Here is a 17,585-nt window from a genome sequence, read left to right as displayed (position 1 = left end):
TCCTTGGGGATGACGAGCTGGATGGGGGAGGGTTGGACGGTGGTCGGTCAGAGGATCGGGGTGACAGTGTTCTCGACGCCCAGCAGGCTCTTGCCGTATAGCTCGTAGTTGAGCTGCGGGGGGACAGCGGCATGCCGGGCCGCGGTGGCCGAGTCGCGCCAGATCTTCTGCAGCGGGTTGACCTCGGCGAAGGAGGATGCTCCGTGCGCCGACAGCAAGATGTCGATCGCCTTGGTGACGCACTCGGCGGCGTAGCCGGTGCTGGACCGCACGCGGGCGCGGGTGACGAGGTCGGGAAACTCGCCCGCGGCGGCGGCTTCGTCGAGGTCGTCGGCGGCACGGTAGGCGTGCAGGTGAGCTGTGTCGACCAACCGTGCGGCCTCGGCGATCTGCAGCTGGAAGCCGACCGACTCGGACTGCGTGGTGAAGCTCGTGCCGGAGATGCCCTTGGTCGCGGCCTTGCTGATCACGTACTCGAGGGCGGCCTTGCCCAGGCCCAGCTGCGGGCCGACGAGGGCCAGCGACACGAGAGGGGCGAGCGCGGTCCGGTAGAGGGGGGCGACGTCGAGATCGTCAGCGCCCGCTCCGGCCATCACCGGCATGATGTTGATCAGCCGGTCGTCGGGTACGAACACGTCCTCGGCGATGAAGCAGTTGCTGCCCGACGACCGCATCCCGACGACGAACCAGGTGTCCTCCAGTTTCAGGTCGCTGCGCGGGATGAGGGCCATGCCGCGGCCGGTGACGTTGCCCGCCTCGTCGGTCAACGGGATGCCCCCCACGGTCCAGGTGGCGTGCCAGGAGCCGGAGTTGTAGAACCACTTGCCTGTCACCCGCCAGCCACCGTCGACCTTCCGTGCCGTGGAGGTGGGGGCGAACACGCCGGAGACCTTCGCGTCGGGGTCGGCGCCGAAGACCTCGTCCTGCGCCTGCACCGGATAGTCGGCGACGCCCCGGTTGCAGAAGTTGACGAGGGTGACCACCCAGGCGGCGCCGCCGTCGGCCTCGGCGACGGCGGCCGAGACCTCAAGCATCGTGCGCACGGAGGTCTCGTAGCCCCCGTAGCGTTTGGGTACGGCGAGCTTGAAGAGACCGGCCTCGGTGAGGGCCTGGATGCACTCCTGGGCCACGCGGCGCTCCCGTTCGCCCTCGGCGGCGTTCTTCTTCAGCAGCGGGTGCAGTGCCCGGGCCCGCGCGACGAGCTCGGCGGTGGTGGGCACGCCGTCGGTGTCCGTGCCGGTGGTGGGCGCCGTACGGAGGGCAGTCATCAGTGACTCCTTGGCCGAGCGGGAACGTGGTGGTGGATCAGCGGGCGAAGGCGGCGAGGCCGTCGGCGATCGGTGGTCGTGGCCGGTTCGTGAAGCGCGAGTGGGTGCCCAAGGTGCGGTAGCCGTGGACCAGGGGAGGGAGCTGGTGTGGTCTCAGCGAGGGGCACCAGGCCTACGAGCAGCAGGTGATCACCACCTTCGACGACCTGCCACAGGTCGCAGACCGCCCACCCGGCCGCATCGTCGAGGCGCGGCAGCCCTCGCGAGGCGCTCCAGGACACCTGCCCGAAGTGCCTCGTGGGCGAGCGAACGACAGCGCCATTTCGTCGTCGGCCGAGGCCAAGACGTTCACCCCGAAGCGGCGGCTGCTGAGGATCCGCGAGAGCAGCGCCGACCGGCGGTCCAGCGCCACGGTGACCAAAGGCGTCGCAGAGAGTGATGCGAAGGAAGTCACCGTCGCTCCGTGCGGGCCGTCGTCGTCCTCGGTGGTCACCACGGTGACTAGCGCGCAGACGTCGGCCATGAGATCCCGGAACTCGTGATCCTGCATGTGATCTCCAATCACCATGCTGTTTTATGTTCGCCAGCCTGAGCGGGGCCGCGGCCACGTGTCAACGGTTTGGGGCGAAATTAGCATGGTAGTTTTTGGGCCTCGTCGGACCGAGCGAAGGAGGAGTAAAGTGACCGATCGCGAGCAGGGCCTCGCAGCGTCGGTGTCGGCGGGGCCCGCTTCGCGTCGAGCCCTTCGGGAGTCCGATCCCGCAACGATGCCGGAGCGGGCAGCTGAGCAGCTGGCGGCGCTGGCCGCGGCGGCCGAGCCCGGCGCGCGGCTGGGGACCAAGGAAGAGTTGCGCACCTACTGCGGTGTCTCGGTGGGCACGTTCAACGAGGCGTTGCGCCTGGTGCAGGCCCGCGGGGTGGTGACCGTCCGCGCCGGCCGAGTCGGCGGGTTGTTCGCCAGCCGTCAGTCGCCGCTCGTGCGGCTGGGCAACGCCGTTCTTGCGCTCGACGTGGACGCTGCCTCTGTCGTCGACGCACTCCGGCTCAGGGACGCGTTGGACCCGCTTCTGGTCGAGGACGCGCTGCACCATGCCTCGGCCGACGACCTGGATGCGATGCGGCAGGAGCTGGACCGCATGCGCAGGGCCGCGACCGATCTCGACGGCATCGAGTTCATCCATGCGAACTGGGCGCTGCATGCGCGGATCGCCGATGTCACTCCCAACGCCATGCTTCGGTCGTTCTACCTGAGCCTGCTGGAGATCATCGAGTCGCACACGCTATCGGTGCAGCCGGCCGATGAGCGGCCGGTCTCCCAGTACGTCCAGAGCCGCTACCAGTTGCACGCCGACCTCGTCGAGGCGATCGCCATCCGCGACAAGTCCCGGGCCGTGGGCCTCATCCGGCAGCACAACATGGCCGCCAGTACGACGGAGCCCACGCAGGGTCCCTCGGAGACCCTCGACGCGGACGGTGCGTTCCACTCGCCGCAGACACCGGGGGCAGCCACCGGCGGCTGACGCCGGGCCGGAGGCTGTTGTCGGTGCGTGACGATGTCCCAATTGCCATCGGCGGGGACGAGTACCCGTAGACCCCCCAGGTCGCGGTCGCCGAGGATTCGTCGGCACCTCTCGTGCGTCCGAGGACGGCTGTTGTTACGGGCCCGGCGCGAGCATCTTGACGGCCAGGTCCTGGTAGATGCCGGCAATCTGCTCCACTGACAACGGGCCGGTGGGGTCATACCAGCCGGAGACGGCGATGGTCATCTGCAGGATCGCGAACACCGTGACGCGCACGTCCGGGACAGCGTGCTGCCCGGTGGTCAGGCAGTCGGTCACGATGGTCGTCAGCTCGAGCTCCAAGGCGCGACGCATCTCCACAGCACGAGCCCGATGCTCGGGTGACAAGCGGTGCAGCTGTGCGTTCACGATCACAGCCTCGGTCCGGTGCTCGGCGTGGAAGGCGACGTCGGTCCGGACGAAGGCGCTCAGCCGGGATATGGGGTCCGCTGGCCCCAGTTTTTCCTTCGCGGCCGCCCACGAGTTCGCTAGTCGAAGGATGGCAGTCTGCGTCAGGTCCCAGAGGATTTCCTCCTTCGCGGCGAAGTGGTGATACATGGTGGCGCCGCGGATACCGACTGCCGCGGCAATGTCGCGGACCGACGTCGCGTCATAGCCCCTCGTAGCGAACATCTCCAGGGCCACGCGTCTGATCTCGGCGGGCGTCTCCTCCACTGCCCCGGGCCTCATGTGGCCTGGCCGGCGCGGGCACGGGTACCTGCGCGCAGCTCCACTCGCAGGCCGACGTCCTGGACCTCAGGCAAGTACCCGATTTTCACTCGTCCTCCTCGCACGGGTGCCCTGGTGGTGCCACGGCAGGATATCCGCTCCCCTCACGGCTGCACGGAGGAGTCGTGAGGGGCGGCGTGGTGCTGGAGCAGGGGAACATTGCCGTAGTCGCTGCCGTCAGGGACGCACGATGGTGTGAACGTGGAAGGGCTCGGTGATGTTCACGAAGACCCCGGCGTAGTTGTCGTATCGAGCGGTGATCGCGTCCGCCTCGTCGCCGAGCCGGATCTTCGTCGCGCCGCGCTGAGGAAGTACAGCTGGTTGCTGCGGTGGTAGTGCAGCTCAGGAGTGCACCCACCCGCCTCGATGTGGCGATCATGCTCGCGCTCTAAAGGAACTGGGTCCGGCACCCGGGGCGCCGGTGTTGATCGTCTTGTCGGCGTCGAAGGGGTGGTGGATGTACCGCACTCGGCTCACGGACGGCTGCACGATCGGTCCGGCTGCACGCAGGCGGTTCGCTGATTTCCGCTGCTGCAGTGGGTGCCGGTATTGTTTCGCTACCGGTCGCCCGTTAGGCTCCCTGCCCAGGGTTGTCGAGCACCCCTCGTGGTCACGGGTCTGCGGCCGTCTGTGCAGAGAGTTGGTCCGATGGAGTTCCAGCATTCGCCGAAGGTTCTCGAGCTGCAGCTGCGGCTGGAGGACTTCATGGCCGAGCACGTTTACCCCAACGAGGGTGTGCACTTCGAGCAGGCCGAGGCCGCCGGGCCCTACGGGCATGCGGCGATCATCGACGAGCTGAAGCCGAAGGCGCGTGCTGCGGGGCTGTGGAACCTGTTCCTGCCGCCGGGGCACGGCGAGGGAGGGCTGACCAACCTGGAGTACGCGCCGTTGTGCGAGGTGATGGGCCGGTCACTGATGGCGCCGGAGGTGTTCAACTGCGCCGCGCCGGACACCGGCAACATGGAGACGATCGCCCGTTACGGGACCGCGGAGCAGAAGAAGCGGTGGCTGGAGCCGCTACTGGCGGGTGAGATCCGGTCGGCGTTCGCGATGACCGAGCCGTTGGTGGCCTCCAGCGACGGCACCAACATCGAGACGTCGATCCGGCGCGAGGGCGGCGAGTACGTGATCAACGGGCGCAAGTGGTTCACCACCGGCGTAACCGATCCGCGCTGCGAGATCATGATCGTCATGGGCAAGTCCGATCTGGACTCGCCGGACCGGCACCGCCAGCAGTCGATGATCCTCGTGCCGGTCGACACCCCGGGGGTGCGGGTGGTGCGGCCGCTGCCGATCTTCGGGTACGTGGGCACGCTGGACAAGGCGTCCGAGGTCGTGTTCGAGGACGTGCGGGTGCCTGCGAGCAACATGCTGCTCGGGGAGGGGCGCGGCTTCGAGATCGCGCAGGGCCGGCTGGGGCCGGGCCGGATCCACCACTGCATGCGGCTGATCGGGTTGGCCGAGCGGATGCTGGAGCGGATGTGCCGGCGGGCCGAGGAGCGCACGCCGTTCGGGACGCCGCTGTCGGAGCAGACGACGACGATGGAGCGGATCGCGGAGTCGCGCATGCTCATCGAACAGGCCCGGTTGCTCACCCTCAAGGCGGCCTGGGCGATGGACGAGCAGGGGAACAAGGTCGCCCGTACCGAGATCGCCATGATCAAGGTGGTCGCGCCCACGATGGCCGGCCAGGTGATCGACTGGGCGATCCAGGCCTTCGGCGGCGCCGGCGTCACGAACGACTTCGGCCTGGCCGCCGCTTACACCACCGCGCGCTACCTGCGTCTGGCCGACGGCCCCGACGAGGTCCACCGCAACCAGATCGCCCGCCTCGAACTCCGCAGGCACCGCGACACCGACCCCGCGCGCACCGGCGGAGGCGCTGCCGTCCTGGACCTCGCCGCCGCGGAACGGGCCGGAGAGGCAACCCGTGCACGCTACGGGGCGAACGGCGGACACGCCGACTTGACGACATGACGCAGACGCTGGCCAGACTTGTTTCGAAGGAAGGGATCGACGTGCGCAGTCCAGTTACGACCGGGGACGTCAAGGCTGGAGACCGGCATGCCGAATGACCAGCAGGCACCAGGGGAGGTCTCCTACGACTTCTCCGGGGCGACGGTCGTCGTCACCGGGGCGGGTCGGGGCATCGGGCTGGAGATCGGCCGGGCGTTCGTCGGCTGGGGTGCCACCGTGGTGCTCGTCGACCGGGACGGCGCCGAGCTCGCCGAAGCTGCGCGCGCCATCGGCGCACACGGCGTCCAGGCCGACGTGTCGGTCACCGAGGACGTGGATCGGGCTGTCCGATCAGCCGTCGAGCGCACCGGCCGGGTCGACGTCCTGGTGAACAACGCCGGCATCCTGCGGGACAATGTGGTTTGGAAGCTGACGGACCAGGACTGGGACGATGTCCTGGCGACCCATTCCGGCGGGACGTTCCGGTTGACCCGCGCGGTCGTGCCGCACATGCGGGCCCAGGGCGGCGGCCGGATCATCAACGTGACCTCCTACACCGGGTTGCGCGGCAACCCCGGGCAGGCCAACTACTCGATGGCGAAGGCGGGGATCATCGGGTTCACCAAGACCACCGCCAAGGAGCTGGCGCGGTTCGGCATCACGGTGAACGCCATCTCACCGAACGCGGAGACCCGGATGGTCGCCTCGATCCCCGACGACAAGCTGGCGGAGCTGGCGGCGACGATCCCGATGGGGCGTTTCGGTTCACCGGAGGAGATGGCGCCGGCCGTTGGCTTCCTGGCCAGTCGAGCAGCGGGCTACATCACCGGCGTGGTACTGCCCGTCGATGGAGGGATCTCCATATGAGCGCTCGTGACGCCGTGATCGTCGGAGCGGTGCGCACGCCTGTGGGCGTGGGCAAGTCCGGCAAGGGCGATCTGGACGACATCCACCCGGTCGACCTCTCGGCCCACGTGATCCGGGCGCTCGTCGAACGCACCAGCGTGGACCCCCACGAGATCGAGGACGTCGTCTGGGGCTGCGTGTCGCAGGTCGGGGAGCAGGCCTTCAACGTGGCCCGCAACTCCGCGCTGGCCGCAGGGTTGCCGGAGTCGGTCGTCGGCACGACCGTCGATCGGCAGTGCGGCTCCTCGATGCAGTCGCTGCAGTTCGCCGCCGCCAGTCTCGTGGCCGGGCACTACGACCTGGCCATCGCGGGCGGCGTCGAGGTGATGTCGCGTGTCCCCATGTTCTCGAACGTCGGTGAGGCCGACGCCTTCGGGTCGATGAACGACCGCTACGAGGACCGGCTGGTCCCACAAGGGATCAGCGCCGAGCTCATCGCCGACAAGTGGGGCCTCTCGCGGACCTACCTCGACGATCTCGCGGTGGCCTCCCACGAGCGCGCCGGGGCCGCCCAGGACGCCGGGCTCTTCGCCGAGGAGATCGCCGCCGTCCCGAGCCCGGACGGGCTCGTCGAGCGGGACCAGGGCATCCGGCCAGGCACGACGGTCGAGAAGCTGGCCACGCTCACGACCCCATTCAAGGAGGACGGGGTCGTGACCGCGGGCAACGCCTCGCAGATCTCCGACGGTTCCGCCGCGCTCCTGGTCACCACGTCCGCGAAGGCCGCGGAGCTCGGGCTGACGCCGCTGGCGCGGCTCCACTCGTTCGCGACGGCCGGAGTCGACCCGATCATGATGCTGACCGGCCCGATCCCCGCGACCGCGAAGATCCTCGAGCGGTCCGGCCTGGCGCTCTCCGACATGGGGGCTTTCGAGGTCAACGAGGCGTTCGCCTCAGTGCTGGGGGCCTGGTACGCCGAGACCGGGGCCGACCCCTCGCTCACCAACCCGCTGGGCGGCGCCATGGCCCTGGGGCATCCGCTCGGGGCCTCGGGTGCGCGCATCGCCACGACGCTGGTCCACCACATGCGTCGCGAGCGCGTCCGCTACGCGCTGCAGACGATGTGCGAGGGCGGCGGCATGGCCAACGCCACGATCTTCGAGCTCCTGTGAACGACGGTGGCGAGGCGAGGTTGCCGGGCAGGCAGGCGCAGCATTCGGCGGACCTGCCCGCGCGATCGCCTCAAGCAGGAGGCCCTCGACGCCGCCGTCGAGGAGCTCGGGGGATCCGAGGTCGCGCTCGGTGTCGCGGAACACGCGGCCGATGCCGACCACCGGGGGCGACGGTCGAGCGGGCCATCGAGACGTTCGGCAGCGTCGACCTGCTGGTCATCAACACCGCTATCAACTCGGTCTACGGCCGAATAATGGACCTTGAGGTCGCCGCGACCTATTTGCTGGAGCGGCTCGGTGACCCGGCGGACCTCGCCGGCCTCGTCTCCTGCCTCCTCTCGGACGAGGCCGGATGGATTACCGGGCAGGTCGTCGTGGTCGACGGCGGCCTGCTCCTGAAGGGAGCTGCATGATGTCGTTGGCCGGGAAGGGCGTGGTCGTCACCGGAGCCGGTAACGGCGTCGGCAAGGCGATCGCCACCCACTTGGCTGCAGGGGGCGCGCGCGTCGTGGTGAACGACCTCGACGCGGATGCGGCCGGTGCAGTCGCCGAGCAGATCGGTGGCCACGCGGTGCCCGGGGACGCCGCCTCGGCCCCGGGTGCGGAAGCTCTCGTGCGTCGCTCCTGGGAGCTCCTGGGTGACGTCGAGGTCTGGTTCGGCAACGCGGGCGTCGAACGAGGTCGCACGCTGGCGACCTCCGAAGAGGACTGGGCACTCAGCCACGAGGTCAACGTGATGGCGCACGTGCGGGCGGCTCGGTTGCTCGTGCCGCGCTGGCTCGAGCGGGGATCCGGCCGGTACGTCGTCACGGCCTCGGCAGCCGGCCTGCTCACCCTGCTGGAGGGGCCGTCGTACTCGGTCACAAAGCACGGCGCGGTCGCCTTCGCCGAGTGGCTGTCGGCGACCTACCGGCACCGTGGGATCGTCGTTCAGGCGCTGTGTCCGCAGGGCGTTCGCACGCAGATGCTTCCGACCGGCGGGCTGCAAGACCTGCTCAGCCACGACTCCGCCCTCACGCCTGAGGAGGTGGCCGACACCGTCTGGGAAGCACTCGCTGACGACCGCTTCTTCATCCTGCCGCACCCTGAGGTGGGGGGTTACTACGCCGCGCGAGCCACCGATACCGATCGGTGGCTCGCGGGGATGAACAAGCTGCAGCGCAAGCTGGACGATCTCGCCGTGGCCGATCCGACTGGCGGGCAGTGAGTACCCGCCGCGACCGCATCGACGTGATCGGAGAGATCGTCGTCCGGCATCCTCGCCCAACCCTCCCTCGCCCGAGAGCCGAGAAGAGGAGAAGGGATCGTCATGACCGAGCAGTCAGCAGCTGCTGCAATCCATTACCTCGGGCGGACCCTGACCCGCGCCGAGGTGGACGCGGGAGCGCACGCGCTCGCCGGCTTCCTGGCCGGGCAGGGCGTCGGCAGCCACGACCGGGTGTTGCTCCAGCTGCAGAACATGCCGCAGGCGGTAATCGCCTGCCAGGCGGCGTGGCGTCTCGGCGCCACGGTGGTGCCGGTCAACCCCATGTACAAGGCCGCCGAACTGCGGCACATCGTCGAGGACTGCGGGCCGTCGGCTGCCATCGTCCTGGACGATCTGTATGCGACGGCCCTCGAACCGGTGCTGGCGGAGTTCGGACACATCTCCACGCTCACCACGTCGGTCGCCGACTACGCCGATCCCGCGGTGGCGACCTCCCTCGGGCTCGAACGGACGAGGTCGAGCGGAACCTGGGACTTCCTGACGACCACGGCTGGGTCCGATGGCCCGCCGTCGTTCGACCGTGCCGAACAGTGCGCGGGGGAGGATGTCGCCGCGCTCGTCTACACCTCCGGGACGACGGGCCCGCCCAAGGGCGCGATGATCCTGCACCGCAACCTCACGGTGGAGCGGCAACTCTGGCGGGAGGTGCTGCGGCCGGAACCCGGGGACGCGATCATGGGCATCGCCCCGTGCTTCCACATCACCGGTCTCGTCGCGGACCTGGTGGTGGCGCTGGACTGCCATGTCCCGTTGGTGCAGATGAACCGGTTCGACCCGGCCATGGCGCTGACCTGGATCGAGCGGTACCGCCCCACGTCCATGGTCGCCGCGATCACCATCTACACCGCCCTGCTGAACCAGCCCGACCTGACGCCCGACAAGGTCCGGTCGCTGCGCACCTGCCTCTCCGGTGGGGCGCCCGTCGCGCCGACGACGGTGATGCGATGGCAGGACCGGACCGGCGTCTACATCCGAAACTGTTACGGCCTCACCGAGACCTCCTCACTGGTGACGCTGACCCCACAGGGCCGCCAGGCGCCGGTCGACCCCGGCACCGGCGCGCTGTCCGTCGGTTGCGCAGTGGCGGGTACCGCCGTGGAGATCCGCGACGACAGGGATCAGGCGTCACCCGCCGGCGAGGTCGGCGAGGTCGTGATCCGGGGGCCGCAGGTGGCGGCAGGATACTGGGGAAACCGCGAGGAGACCGAGGTCGCGTTCCGACCGTCGGGCATGCACACCGGCGACATCGGAATCCTCGACGACGACGGATGGCTATACCTGATCGACCGGAGCAAGGACCTCATCGTCAGCAGTGGCTACAAGGTCTGGCCGCTCGAGGTGGAGGACGTCCTCATGCGGCATCCGGCGGTGAGTGAAGCGGGTGTGGTCGGCGTTCCTGACGACTACCGCGGGGAGCAGGTCGTCGCGTACGTCTCCCTGCGCCCCGGTGAGTCGACCGACGAGGCGACGCTCATCGAGTTCTGCCGGCAGTGCATCGCCGTGTTCAAGGCTCCGCGACGAGTCACCATCCTTCCAGAGCTCCCGAAGACCGCATCCGGCAAGATCCTCCGCCGACAGCTCCGAGAAGAACCCGCCTCGTGACGACGGCGACGGCGACGACCCCGCGGCCCGCGGCGGGCGATCGCTGCGCGCCGAAGCGTTCCGCGCTCAACGTCCGGTCCGACCGCCCCCGTGGATGCCGACCGCTGATTGAGGAGCCCCACCGTGGAGAACCGAGCTGACACCGCTGACGCCGTGCGCGTCGAGGAGAGGGGCGGTGTCCTGCTGGCCACGATCGACCGGCCCGTCGGCCTAGAAGTCCTCGACGCCTCGACCCTGCTCACCCCTGACCTCCTCGCCCAGGCCACAAGCCCGGACGAGCGATGACAACAAGCGCCCACGGTTCCTAGCCCGAACGTCAAGCATCAGCCGGGGCAGGAACGTCAAGGATCAGGTGAAACCACACAGTGTTCGACGATGAACCGGAACAAGACTTCCATGGCCTTGCCAGCGAGATTGCTGACCACTATGTGGCTGCTCGTGGATCCGAAGTTCTGCAGCTTGCTGCGTTCGCGCGCCAGATTCGTCAGCGCTTTGCGTTCCTTCGCCGACCACGTGATATCGGCCGTCTCCTCTAGTCGCGTAAGCGCTGCGCTGAGAGTGACGCTCCTGAAGTCACCGCGCCGCCACTTCGCCTCGTTGGCCTGCGCCGGGTCCTCGAATATGTGTTTGAATCCTTCACTGCACCTTCAGTAGGATATCGGCTGCGGCCTGCGGATGCAGAACGGCGTACTTCAGCTCTCTCGGGTCGTGCCCGTCTAGGAGTTCGTCGATGGCCCGCCCGAGAACGTCGACTCCGTGGCCAAATCGGCCGGCGGGCGCCCAGAAGCGGAGGAGTCCGACCTGCGTCACCAGGGACGGTTGATCCCGTCGGCGATGATATCCGGCTTAGCTGGTTCCCGTTCGCCGCGCATGGGCCCGGCCGTTCTCCCTCTGTGTTTCGGGCTGGTGCCGACGAACTGTGCCCGACGACTGACCGTTGGGTAGGACTCACGTAGGCATCGTGACGATCGATGTAGCCGGCCAGTCAGTCTACGATTCGCGTAGCAGCCGGACGGTCAACGACAGTTCGGAGAGGTCGGTGAGGGAGCGGAAGTCGTAGCCGATCGCGGTGCCGGCGCGCTTGAGGCGGTAGCGCACGGAGTTCGGGTGCAGGGCGAGTTTGCGCGCGGTCCGTTGCATGTCGCAATCGCAGTCGAAGTACGCGGTGATCGCTTCCATGAGCGCCTCGTTCTCGGCGATCGGGGCGAGTATTCGGCGTGCCTTCTCGCGCACCGACGTCGCATCCTGGCCTGCGACCAGCCAGTCGACGAGGCCGATCTGCTCGAACCGGAGTACGGGCCGCCCACCGCGAAGGGCCGAGGCCAGGGCCAGTTCGGCCTCCCGTAGCCGGCCGGGGCCGACGGTGAGGTCGGTGAACGGCTCGCTCATCCCACAGCGCACGGTGTCCGGTAGCGCGTCGAGCCACTGCTGCAGCGCGGCTTCGTCCGCCTCGACCAGCCCCACGATCTGCGAGGCATGGCCCCCGAGCAGCAACCGCACATCGGTATCGAGCGCCGCACGCTCCATGGGTGCGGCTCGTTCGAGGCGTTCCACGTCGCTGAGTCGCTCGTCGTCCGAGCGGTTCCAGCTCGTGTCCGTCAGCGCGAGCAGGCGCAGCTCGCTTCCGCGTGGGAACCGGTGCATTTCGAGGCGATCCCAGATGTACTGGGCATCGGACTGTTTGCCGGCCACCACCAGGCGGATCAACTCTGCTCGACGCAGGCGACTTTCCACGGCGACCGATTCGCGGGAGCGTACTGATCATCGCGATCAGTCGCCGTGCCGCCTCCAACGCAGGTTCGGCCAGATCTTCGGATACTGAGCGTCTGCGGGACGCCACGGCGAGCCAGTGCAGCACGGTGTCGGTGCGGATCGGATCGGCGACGACGTGCCATCGGCCGATCGTGAATCGTCTGCGTTGGGTGGGATTCCCGGCGATCTCCGCGCGGATGATCTGGGTTGGGCCGACCCCGGAGGATGCCACGACGGTGCCGGACTGGTCGTAGAGCACCACGGTGCCGCGGAGCAGCTCGGCCAGTCGGTGGACCAGAGCAGCCGGAGCGTCTTGCTCGGCAAGCGATTCGAGCAGGTAGTCCTGAATGCTGATCGTGCGGCGGAGCAGGTAGATGTCCTTCGTGAGGGTCGCCCGGTTCACCACGTCGATGATTTCCAGGAACGGAGTCTGCAGCGGCACGGACAGCACCGGGAAGTCGCAGCGGTGCGCCTCGTCGAGGAGCGCGGTCGGGACCGTGTCCATGGACAACCCGATTCCGAACCCCAACGCCGCCATGCCGCTCGAGTGCAGTTCTCTGACCAGGTCGCGTTGCTGGTCGGCAGTGCTGACCGGGCCGCCGAACCGGGCTCCGGTGGTGAGCATCAGCCATCCCGGCTTCATCCAGCGGGACGGGTTCTCGATCTCGATCGGGTGCGCGCCGTAGATCGGAGTGTCGGGGTCACCGTCGGTAACCAGCTTGAGGCCGAGCTGCTGTTCGGCCAGGAGATCCACCAGGCGGAAACGGCCGTCCGGCGCCGGCGCATCGTCGCGTCGTTTGTGTGCGTCCACAGTCTCCAACCTCGTTGTTCTCACCTCACACAATTGTGCCAGTGTGACGTGGACCTCATCGTGTGTCGGTGAAGCAACCAACGAAGAGGTACTGACGTGCGAAAACACCGAGTGGCAGTGGACGTCGGCGGGACGTTCACCGATGTGTGCGTGTTCGACACCGACACTGCGTCAACGACGGTCGCCAAGGTGTCGTCGACGCCGGACAACCCGATGCGTGCGGTACTGGAAGGCATTCGCGCCGCGAACGTGGACCTCAGCCAGGTGGCACTGCTCTCACATGGCACCACGGTCGCCACCCACGCGTTGATCACCAGGCGGTTCCCGAAGGCAGCCATGGTGACCACTCGTGGCTTCCGGGACGTGCTGGAGATCCGCAACGGCACGAAGTCCGACCTATGGGATGCGTACAAGGATGTCGGTCCGCCCTACATTCGGCGTCGCGACCGATACGAGGTGACGGAGCGGGTGAACTACGTCGGTGACGTGGTGACGCCGCTGGACGAGAACGAGGCCCGGCAGGTCGCACGCGTGTTGCGGCGCAAGGGTGTCGAGACGGTTGCGATCGGGTTCATCAATTCCTACGCCAATGCGGGCCACGAGCAGCGGATGAAGGAGATCCTCGCTGAGGAACTGCCGGGCGTTTCGGTGTCCACCTCCAGCGAGATCCTGCCGGAGATCTTCGAGTACGACAGGTTCTCGACAACGGTCGCCAACACCGTCCTTGGCCCCCTGGTGAGCGGCTACGTCAACGAGCTCGAAGGCGAGCTGTCCGACGGCGGTTACGACGGCGATCTGTTGTTGCTGCACTCCGGCGGCGGTTCGATGACACCGACGATGGCGCAGCGTTACCCGGTGCGCTTGGCCGCGTCCGGCATTGCCGTGGGTGCGATCGCGGTGCGCGATCTGGCCGAGCGGTGCGGCTACGGCAACGCGATCGGCCTGGACATGGGCGGTACGAGCACCGACATCTCGCTCGTGCACAACAATGAGATCCGGCGGACCAAGGAATGGCACGTCGAGTACGGTTTCCCGATCTGCTTCCCGAGCATCGAGGTGCTCACCATCGGCGCGGGCGGTGGCTCACTCGCCTGGCTTGACGAGGCGGGTTCGTTGCGCAACGGGCCGGCCTCGGCGGGCGCCGACCCCGGCCCGGCCTGTTACCAGCTGGGCGGCAAGGAACCGACGAACACCGACGCCAGCCTCGGGCTCGACCGCCTCGGCACCGAGTTGGTGGGCGGTGCCATGAGCCTGGACCGTACGGCTGCCGAGCACGCCATTGCCGGGCAGATCGCCGAGCCGCTCGGCCTCGAGCTGGACGAGGCAGCCAGCGACGTGCTCCAGGTAGCGAACGCGAACATGGCCGACGCCGTGCGCCTGATCTCCATCAGGCGCGGCTACGACCCGCGAGATTTCGCGCTCGTGGTCTTCGGCGGGGCTGGTGGCCTGCATGGGGCGGCGCTGGCCAAGGAGCTGTCGATCCCGGTGGTCGTGGTGCCGCGTCACCCGGGCATCACCTCCGCGCAGGGCTGTCTGCTGGTCGACATTCGCCACGACCTGACCACCATGTTCCAAGCCGAGTCGTCCACCGCAGATGTGGACGCGCTGGAGTCGGAGTTCGGCAGACTCGAATCCGACGCCACGGAACGACTGCGGCGTGAGGGAGTGTCCGAATCCGACATACTGTTGGAGCGGTCCATCAGCATGCGGTACTCGGGGCAGTGGCGTTCGCTGACCGTGCCGATCTCGTCCGGACCGGAGGCACTGGCCGAGGCGGTCGAGCAGTTCCACGAGCAGCACGAGCGAGAGTACTCGTTCCGCAGGGACGATACGCCGGTCGAGCTGTATCAGCTGTTGCTCCGCGCGACCGGAACCACTCCGAAACCGTCGTTCCCACGTCGTGACACGGTCGAACAGGACCCGCCGGAGCCGATCGCACACCGACGCACCTACTTCGAGGAGTGCAAGGGCAGGGTCGACACCCCGGTATACGACCGTGAGCAGCTGGCGGCCGGAACCCACATCTCCGGTCCCGCGGTGGTCGAGCAGCTCGACTCCACGACGGTCATCCCACCGGGAACTCCCGCGGTGATCGACGAGTGGCTGAACATCCGCATCCACGTCTCGGAGGCCTCCCGATGAGCAACACGACCACGGCCCGCGCGGCGGCGCAGGGGCGCGAGCTGGACCCTGTCACCTTCGAAGTCCTCAAGAACGCCTTCGCCACCTCGGTGGACCTGATGTCCGAGCAGATCCTCCGCACCTGCTATTCGTTCGTCATCTACGCACGGGACTTCTCATCCGCGTTGTGCGACGCGCAGGGCAACACGGTGATGCAGGGAAGCCAGGACCTCGCCGCGCACGTCGGCACGCTGCACTTCCAGTGCAAGGCGGTACTGGAGGAGTTCGGCTCGGACATCAATCCGGGAGACGTGTTCGCGGTGAACTGCCCGTACATGGGCGGGACTCACCTCAACGATGTCAGCTTCATCCGGCCGATCTTCGCCGACGGTGAGCTGATCGCGTTCGCGCAGAACAAGGGACACTGGGCTGACATCGGCGGCAATGTGCCCGGGTCGTTCGACGTCAACGCCACTACCCACTTCAGTGAGGGGCTGCGGATCACACCGCTGCGGGTGTGGCGCGGCGGTGAACTGATCGCGGACGTCGCCAAGCTGCTCGTGTCGAACACGAGATCGCCGGACATCAGCCTCGGCGACCTGCATGCTCAGGCCGAGGCGACCGGCGTGTGTGAACGGGAGATGCACCGGCTGGTCGGAAAGTACGGCAAGCACGACGTGGTCGAGGCCATGCAGGAAGTGCAAGACTACGTCGAGCGAATCGTGCGCACCAGGGTCGCCGAGCTGCCGGACGGCACCTGGACCACCCGGGACTACATCGACTTCGATCCTGCGCACGGTGAAGGGCTCGTGCCCGTGCAGGTCCGGCTGACGATCTCCGGTGATCAGGTCAGCTACGACCTCAGCGGCAGTGCCGCGACGGTGGCCAGTTTCCTCAACGCCGGATACGGGACCGCGTTCTCCGGAATCATCGCCGGTACCAAGACCTTCTTCCCGGATGTTCCACTCAACTCCGGCTTCTACAACGCCATCGACGTCGATATCGGCCCGGAAGGGACGGTGGTCAACGCCGGCTGGCCGCACGCTGTCACCGGATTCTGTTCAGGGCCCTACGAGAAGATCATGAACGCCGGCTTCGAGCTGTGGTCGCGGATCGTTCCGGAGCGGGCGATGGCGTGCTCGTACAACCTGGAGTACCTCCTCATCGGCGGACACGACGCGCGGACCGCCGAGCGTGACTACTTCATGTGGTACGACTGGATGGCAGGCGGCTGGGGCGGCCGAAGCGACCGCGACGGATCCGGTGCCACATCGCCGATCTTCGGGGTCGGCCTCGCGGTACAGCCACTCGAGGGTCAGGAACGGCTGAACCCGGTGCTGACCACGGCGCACGAGCTCATCACCGACTCGGCCGGTCCCGGCCGGAACAGGGGCGGATCCGGGGTTCGCAAAGGGGGAACGCTGACCGACTGCCACAAGACGGTGATGTCCTACTGTTGCGACCGTGCGCGATCGGTCACCTGGGGAATCGAAGGTGGGCTCCCGTCGATCCCGCACGGTGTGTGGATGAACGAGAACACCCCGGAAGAACGGTTTCTCGGTTCGGTTTTCGCCGGTGTGTCCGTGGAATCCGGGGACACTTTCGGCCGCCCGTCGGCCGGCGGCGGTGGTTACGGAGATCCACTGGAGCGGGACCCCTCGCAGGTGTTGGAGGACGTGGTCGACGGCTACGTGTCGGTGGAGCGGGCGCAGCGGGACTACGGCGTCGTGGTACACGCGGTGGACGCGGAGATCGACCACTACGAGCTCGATCAAGCGGCAACCGAACTCGCCAGAGACGAGATCCGGAGGGAACGAAAGGGGTGGTTGCAGTCCGACCCCGAGAGCGTTGCCGCTCGGTACCGTTCCGGTGAGCTGTCCATGCTCGACCTTGTCCGGCAGTACGGCGTCATCGTCGACTGGGGGACCGGTGAGCTGTTCCCGACCACCACCCGGCAGTTCCGCGAGATGCTGGTACACCGCACGGCGCAACACTGGACTTGACCGACTCGGGGGCTTGCACCCCTGGACGCGGGCCCCGGGCCGACGGTGTGCCGCTCGCCGGCCCGGGGGCTCTTCGGCCTGCGTGGTTCGATCGGGGCCGCGGTCATCTACGCGTTCGCGTCGTTTCTCGGCTTCGGGGCTGCTGAAGGAAACTGTGACAGTGGTTTAGAGCCCCTAACAGGTTGATGATCTTGGTTTGAGATGATCTTGGTGTGGCTGCGCCGTGGGTCGTGTCGGACGAGTTGTGGGCCCGGATAGGGCCGTTGTTGCCGGTGCGTCCGGCGAGTCGGACGGGGCCGAAGCCGTTGCCGGATCGGCAGGTGTTGCAGGGGATCCTGTTCGTGTTGTTCACCGGGATCGGGTGGGAGGACCTGCCTCAGGAGCTGGGGTTCGGTTCCGGGATGACGTGCTGGCGACGGCTTCGGGACTGGCAGGAGCTCGGGGTCTTCGACCGGTTGCATCAGGAGCTACTCGCCGAGTTGAACGCCGCCGGGGAGAT

Annotated in this window: 15 protein-coding genes and 2 pseudogenes; 12 read left to right on the top strand and 5 right to left on the bottom strand. The window is 67.8% G+C overall.

Annotation, left to right across the window (positions count from 1 at the left end; translation table 11 throughout):
• Positions 1-47: 47 nt before the first annotated feature.
• The gene (locus LY13_RS23910) at positions 48-1,268 is read right to left on the bottom strand and encodes an acyl-CoA dehydrogenase family protein (RefSeq protein WP_253830822.1); all 1,221 of its coding nucleotides are present in this window, start codon (positions 1,266-1,268) and stop codon (positions 48-50) included.
• A pseudogene (locus tag LY13_RS23905) lies at positions 1,268-1,791 on the bottom strand (flavin reductase family protein). The gene LY13_RS23910 and the pseudogene LY13_RS23905 overlap by 1 nt, the downstream one beginning before the upstream one ends.
• A 157-nt stretch (positions 1,792-1,948) precedes the next feature.
• On the opposite strand from LY13_RS23905, the gene LY13_RS23900 reads away from it, so the two are divergent.
• Positions 1,949-2,788, top strand: coding sequence for a FadR/GntR family transcriptional regulator (locus tag LY13_RS23900; protein ID WP_253830820.1), 840 nt, complete (start codon positions 1,949-1,951; stop codon positions 2,786-2,788).
• Between the two features lie 135 nt (positions 2,789-2,923).
• Here LY13_RS23900 and LY13_RS23895 read toward each other — a convergent pair whose 3' ends face one another.
• On the bottom strand, positions 2,924-3,502 hold the full coding sequence (locus LY13_RS23895; RefSeq protein WP_253830819.1) for a TetR/AcrR family transcriptional regulator: 579 nt from the start codon (positions 3,500-3,502) through the stop codon (positions 2,924-2,926).
• A 702-nt stretch (positions 3,503-4,204) separates the two neighbouring features.
• On the opposite strand from LY13_RS23895, the gene LY13_RS23890 reads away from it, so the two are divergent.
• The 8 genes from LY13_RS23890 (at position 4,205) to LY13_RS23855 (ending at position 10,935) form a co-directional block, all read left to right on the top strand.
• The gene (locus LY13_RS23890) at positions 4,205-5,533 is read left to right on the top strand and encodes an acyl-CoA dehydrogenase family protein (protein WP_253830818.1); all 1,329 of its coding nucleotides are present in this window, start codon (positions 4,205-4,207) and stop codon (positions 5,531-5,533) included.
• 87 nt (positions 5,534-5,620) lie between these two features.
• Positions 5,621-6,379, top strand: coding sequence for a glucose 1-dehydrogenase (locus tag LY13_RS23885; RefSeq protein ID WP_253830817.1), 759 nt, complete (start codon positions 5,621-5,623; stop codon positions 6,377-6,379).
• Positions 6,376-7,530 carry a thiolase family protein gene (locus LY13_RS23880; protein WP_253830816.1) on the top strand — a complete coding sequence of 385 codons (1,155 nt, stop codon included), beginning with the start codon at positions 6,376-6,378 and terminating at the stop codon, positions 7,528-7,530. The genes LY13_RS23885 and LY13_RS23880 overlap by 4 nt, the downstream gene beginning before the upstream one ends.
• A 254-nt stretch (positions 7,531-7,784) precedes the next feature.
• Positions 7,785-7,943: an SDR family oxidoreductase gene (locus LY13_RS23875; RefSeq protein ID WP_253830815.1), complete on the top strand. Its 159-nt coding sequence runs from the start codon at positions 7,785-7,787 to the stop codon at positions 7,941-7,943.
• On the top strand, positions 7,943-8,737 hold the full coding sequence (locus tag LY13_RS23870) for an SDR family NAD(P)-dependent oxidoreductase (protein WP_253830814.1): 795 nt from the start codon (positions 7,943-7,945) through the stop codon (positions 8,735-8,737). The genes LY13_RS23875 and LY13_RS23870 overlap by 1 nt, the downstream gene beginning before the upstream one ends.
• 102 nt (positions 8,738-8,839) lie before the next feature.
• Entirely contained in the window at positions 8,840-10,399 is a 1,560-nt protein-coding gene (locus LY13_RS23865; protein ID WP_253830813.1) for a class I adenylate-forming enzyme family protein, read from the top strand.
• 123 nt (positions 10,400-10,522) lie between these two features.
• Complete coding sequence (locus LY13_RS23860; RefSeq protein WP_253830812.1) at positions 10,523-10,684, top strand: hypothetical protein; 162 nt, start codon at positions 10,523-10,525, stop codon at positions 10,682-10,684.
• Positions 10,685-10,764: 80 nt separating this feature from the next.
• A complete protein-coding gene (locus tag LY13_RS23855; protein WP_253830811.1) occupies positions 10,765-10,935 on the top strand; it encodes a hypothetical protein in 171 nt (56 codons plus the stop codon).
• Between the two features lie 454 nt (positions 10,936-11,389).
• Here LY13_RS23855 and LY13_RS23850 read toward each other — a convergent pair whose 3' ends face one another.
• Together LY13_RS23850 and LY13_RS26220 are read right to left on the bottom strand one after the other, a co-directional pair.
• On the bottom strand, positions 11,390-12,106 hold the full coding sequence (locus tag LY13_RS23850; protein ID WP_253830810.1) for a PucR family transcriptional regulator: 717 nt from the start codon (positions 12,104-12,106) through the stop codon (positions 11,390-11,392).
• Positions 12,107-12,605: 499 nt separating this feature from the next.
• Positions 12,606-12,905, bottom strand: a pseudogene (locus LY13_RS26220) (PucR family transcriptional regulator ligand-binding domain-containing protein); the annotation flags it as partial.
• Positions 12,906-13,058: 153 nt separating this feature from the next.
• On the opposite strand from LY13_RS26220, the gene LY13_RS23840 reads away from it, so the two are divergent.
• From LY13_RS23840 to LY13_RS23830, 3 genes are all read left to right on the top strand, one after another.
• Positions 13,059-15,104 carry a hydantoinase/oxoprolinase family protein gene (locus tag LY13_RS23840; RefSeq protein WP_253830808.1) on the top strand — a complete coding sequence of 682 codons (2,046 nt, stop codon included), beginning with the start codon at positions 13,059-13,061 and terminating at the stop codon, positions 15,102-15,104.
• Positions 15,101-17,086 carry a hydantoinase B/oxoprolinase family protein gene (locus tag LY13_RS23835; protein ID WP_253830807.1) on the top strand — a complete coding sequence of 662 codons (1,986 nt, stop codon included), beginning with the start codon at positions 15,101-15,103 and terminating at the stop codon, positions 17,084-17,086. The genes LY13_RS23840 and LY13_RS23835 overlap by 4 nt, the downstream gene beginning before the upstream one ends.
• Positions 17,087-17,298: 212 nt before the next feature.
• Positions 17,299-17,585: transposase (locus LY13_RS23830; protein ID WP_253830806.1), on the top strand; the 287-nt coding region annotated here is incomplete at its 3' end.

Origin of the sequence: Prauserella aidingensis (assembly GCF_024171865.1) — a bacterium.
Taxonomy (GTDB): Bacteria; Actinomycetota; Actinomycetes; order Mycobacteriales; family Pseudonocardiaceae; genus Prauserella; species Prauserella aidingensis.
This window is presented reverse-complemented; position numbering and strand designations above follow the sequence as displayed.

Coding starts and splice junctions, on each gene's coding strand:
- LY13_RS23880 (WP_253830816.1), top strand. CDS start 6,376: ATGAGCGCTCGTGACGCCGTGATCGTCGGAGCGGTGCGCACGCCTGTG.
- LY13_RS23835 (WP_253830807.1), top strand. CDS start 15,101: ATGAGCAACACGACCACGGCCCGCGCGGCGGCGCAGGGGCGCGAGCTG.
- LY13_RS23885 (WP_253830817.1), top strand. CDS start 5,621: ATGCCGAATGACCAGCAGGCACCAGGGGAGGTCTCCTACGACTTCTCC.
- LY13_RS23870 (WP_253830814.1), top strand. CDS start 7,943: ATGTCGTTGGCCGGGAAGGGCGTGGTCGTCACCGGAGCCGGTAACGGC.
- LY13_RS23875 (WP_253830815.1), top strand. CDS start 7,785: ATGGACCTTGAGGTCGCCGCGACCTATTTGCTGGAGCGGCTCGGTGAC.
- LY13_RS23910 (WP_253830822.1), bottom strand. CDS start 1,268: ATGACTGCCCTCCGTACGGCGCCCACCACCGGCACGGACACCGACGGC.
- LY13_RS23890 (WP_253830818.1), top strand. CDS start 4,205: ATGGAGTTCCAGCATTCGCCGAAGGTTCTCGAGCTGCAGCTGCGGCTG.
- LY13_RS23865 (WP_253830813.1), top strand. CDS start 8,840: ATGACCGAGCAGTCAGCAGCTGCTGCAATCCATTACCTCGGGCGGACC.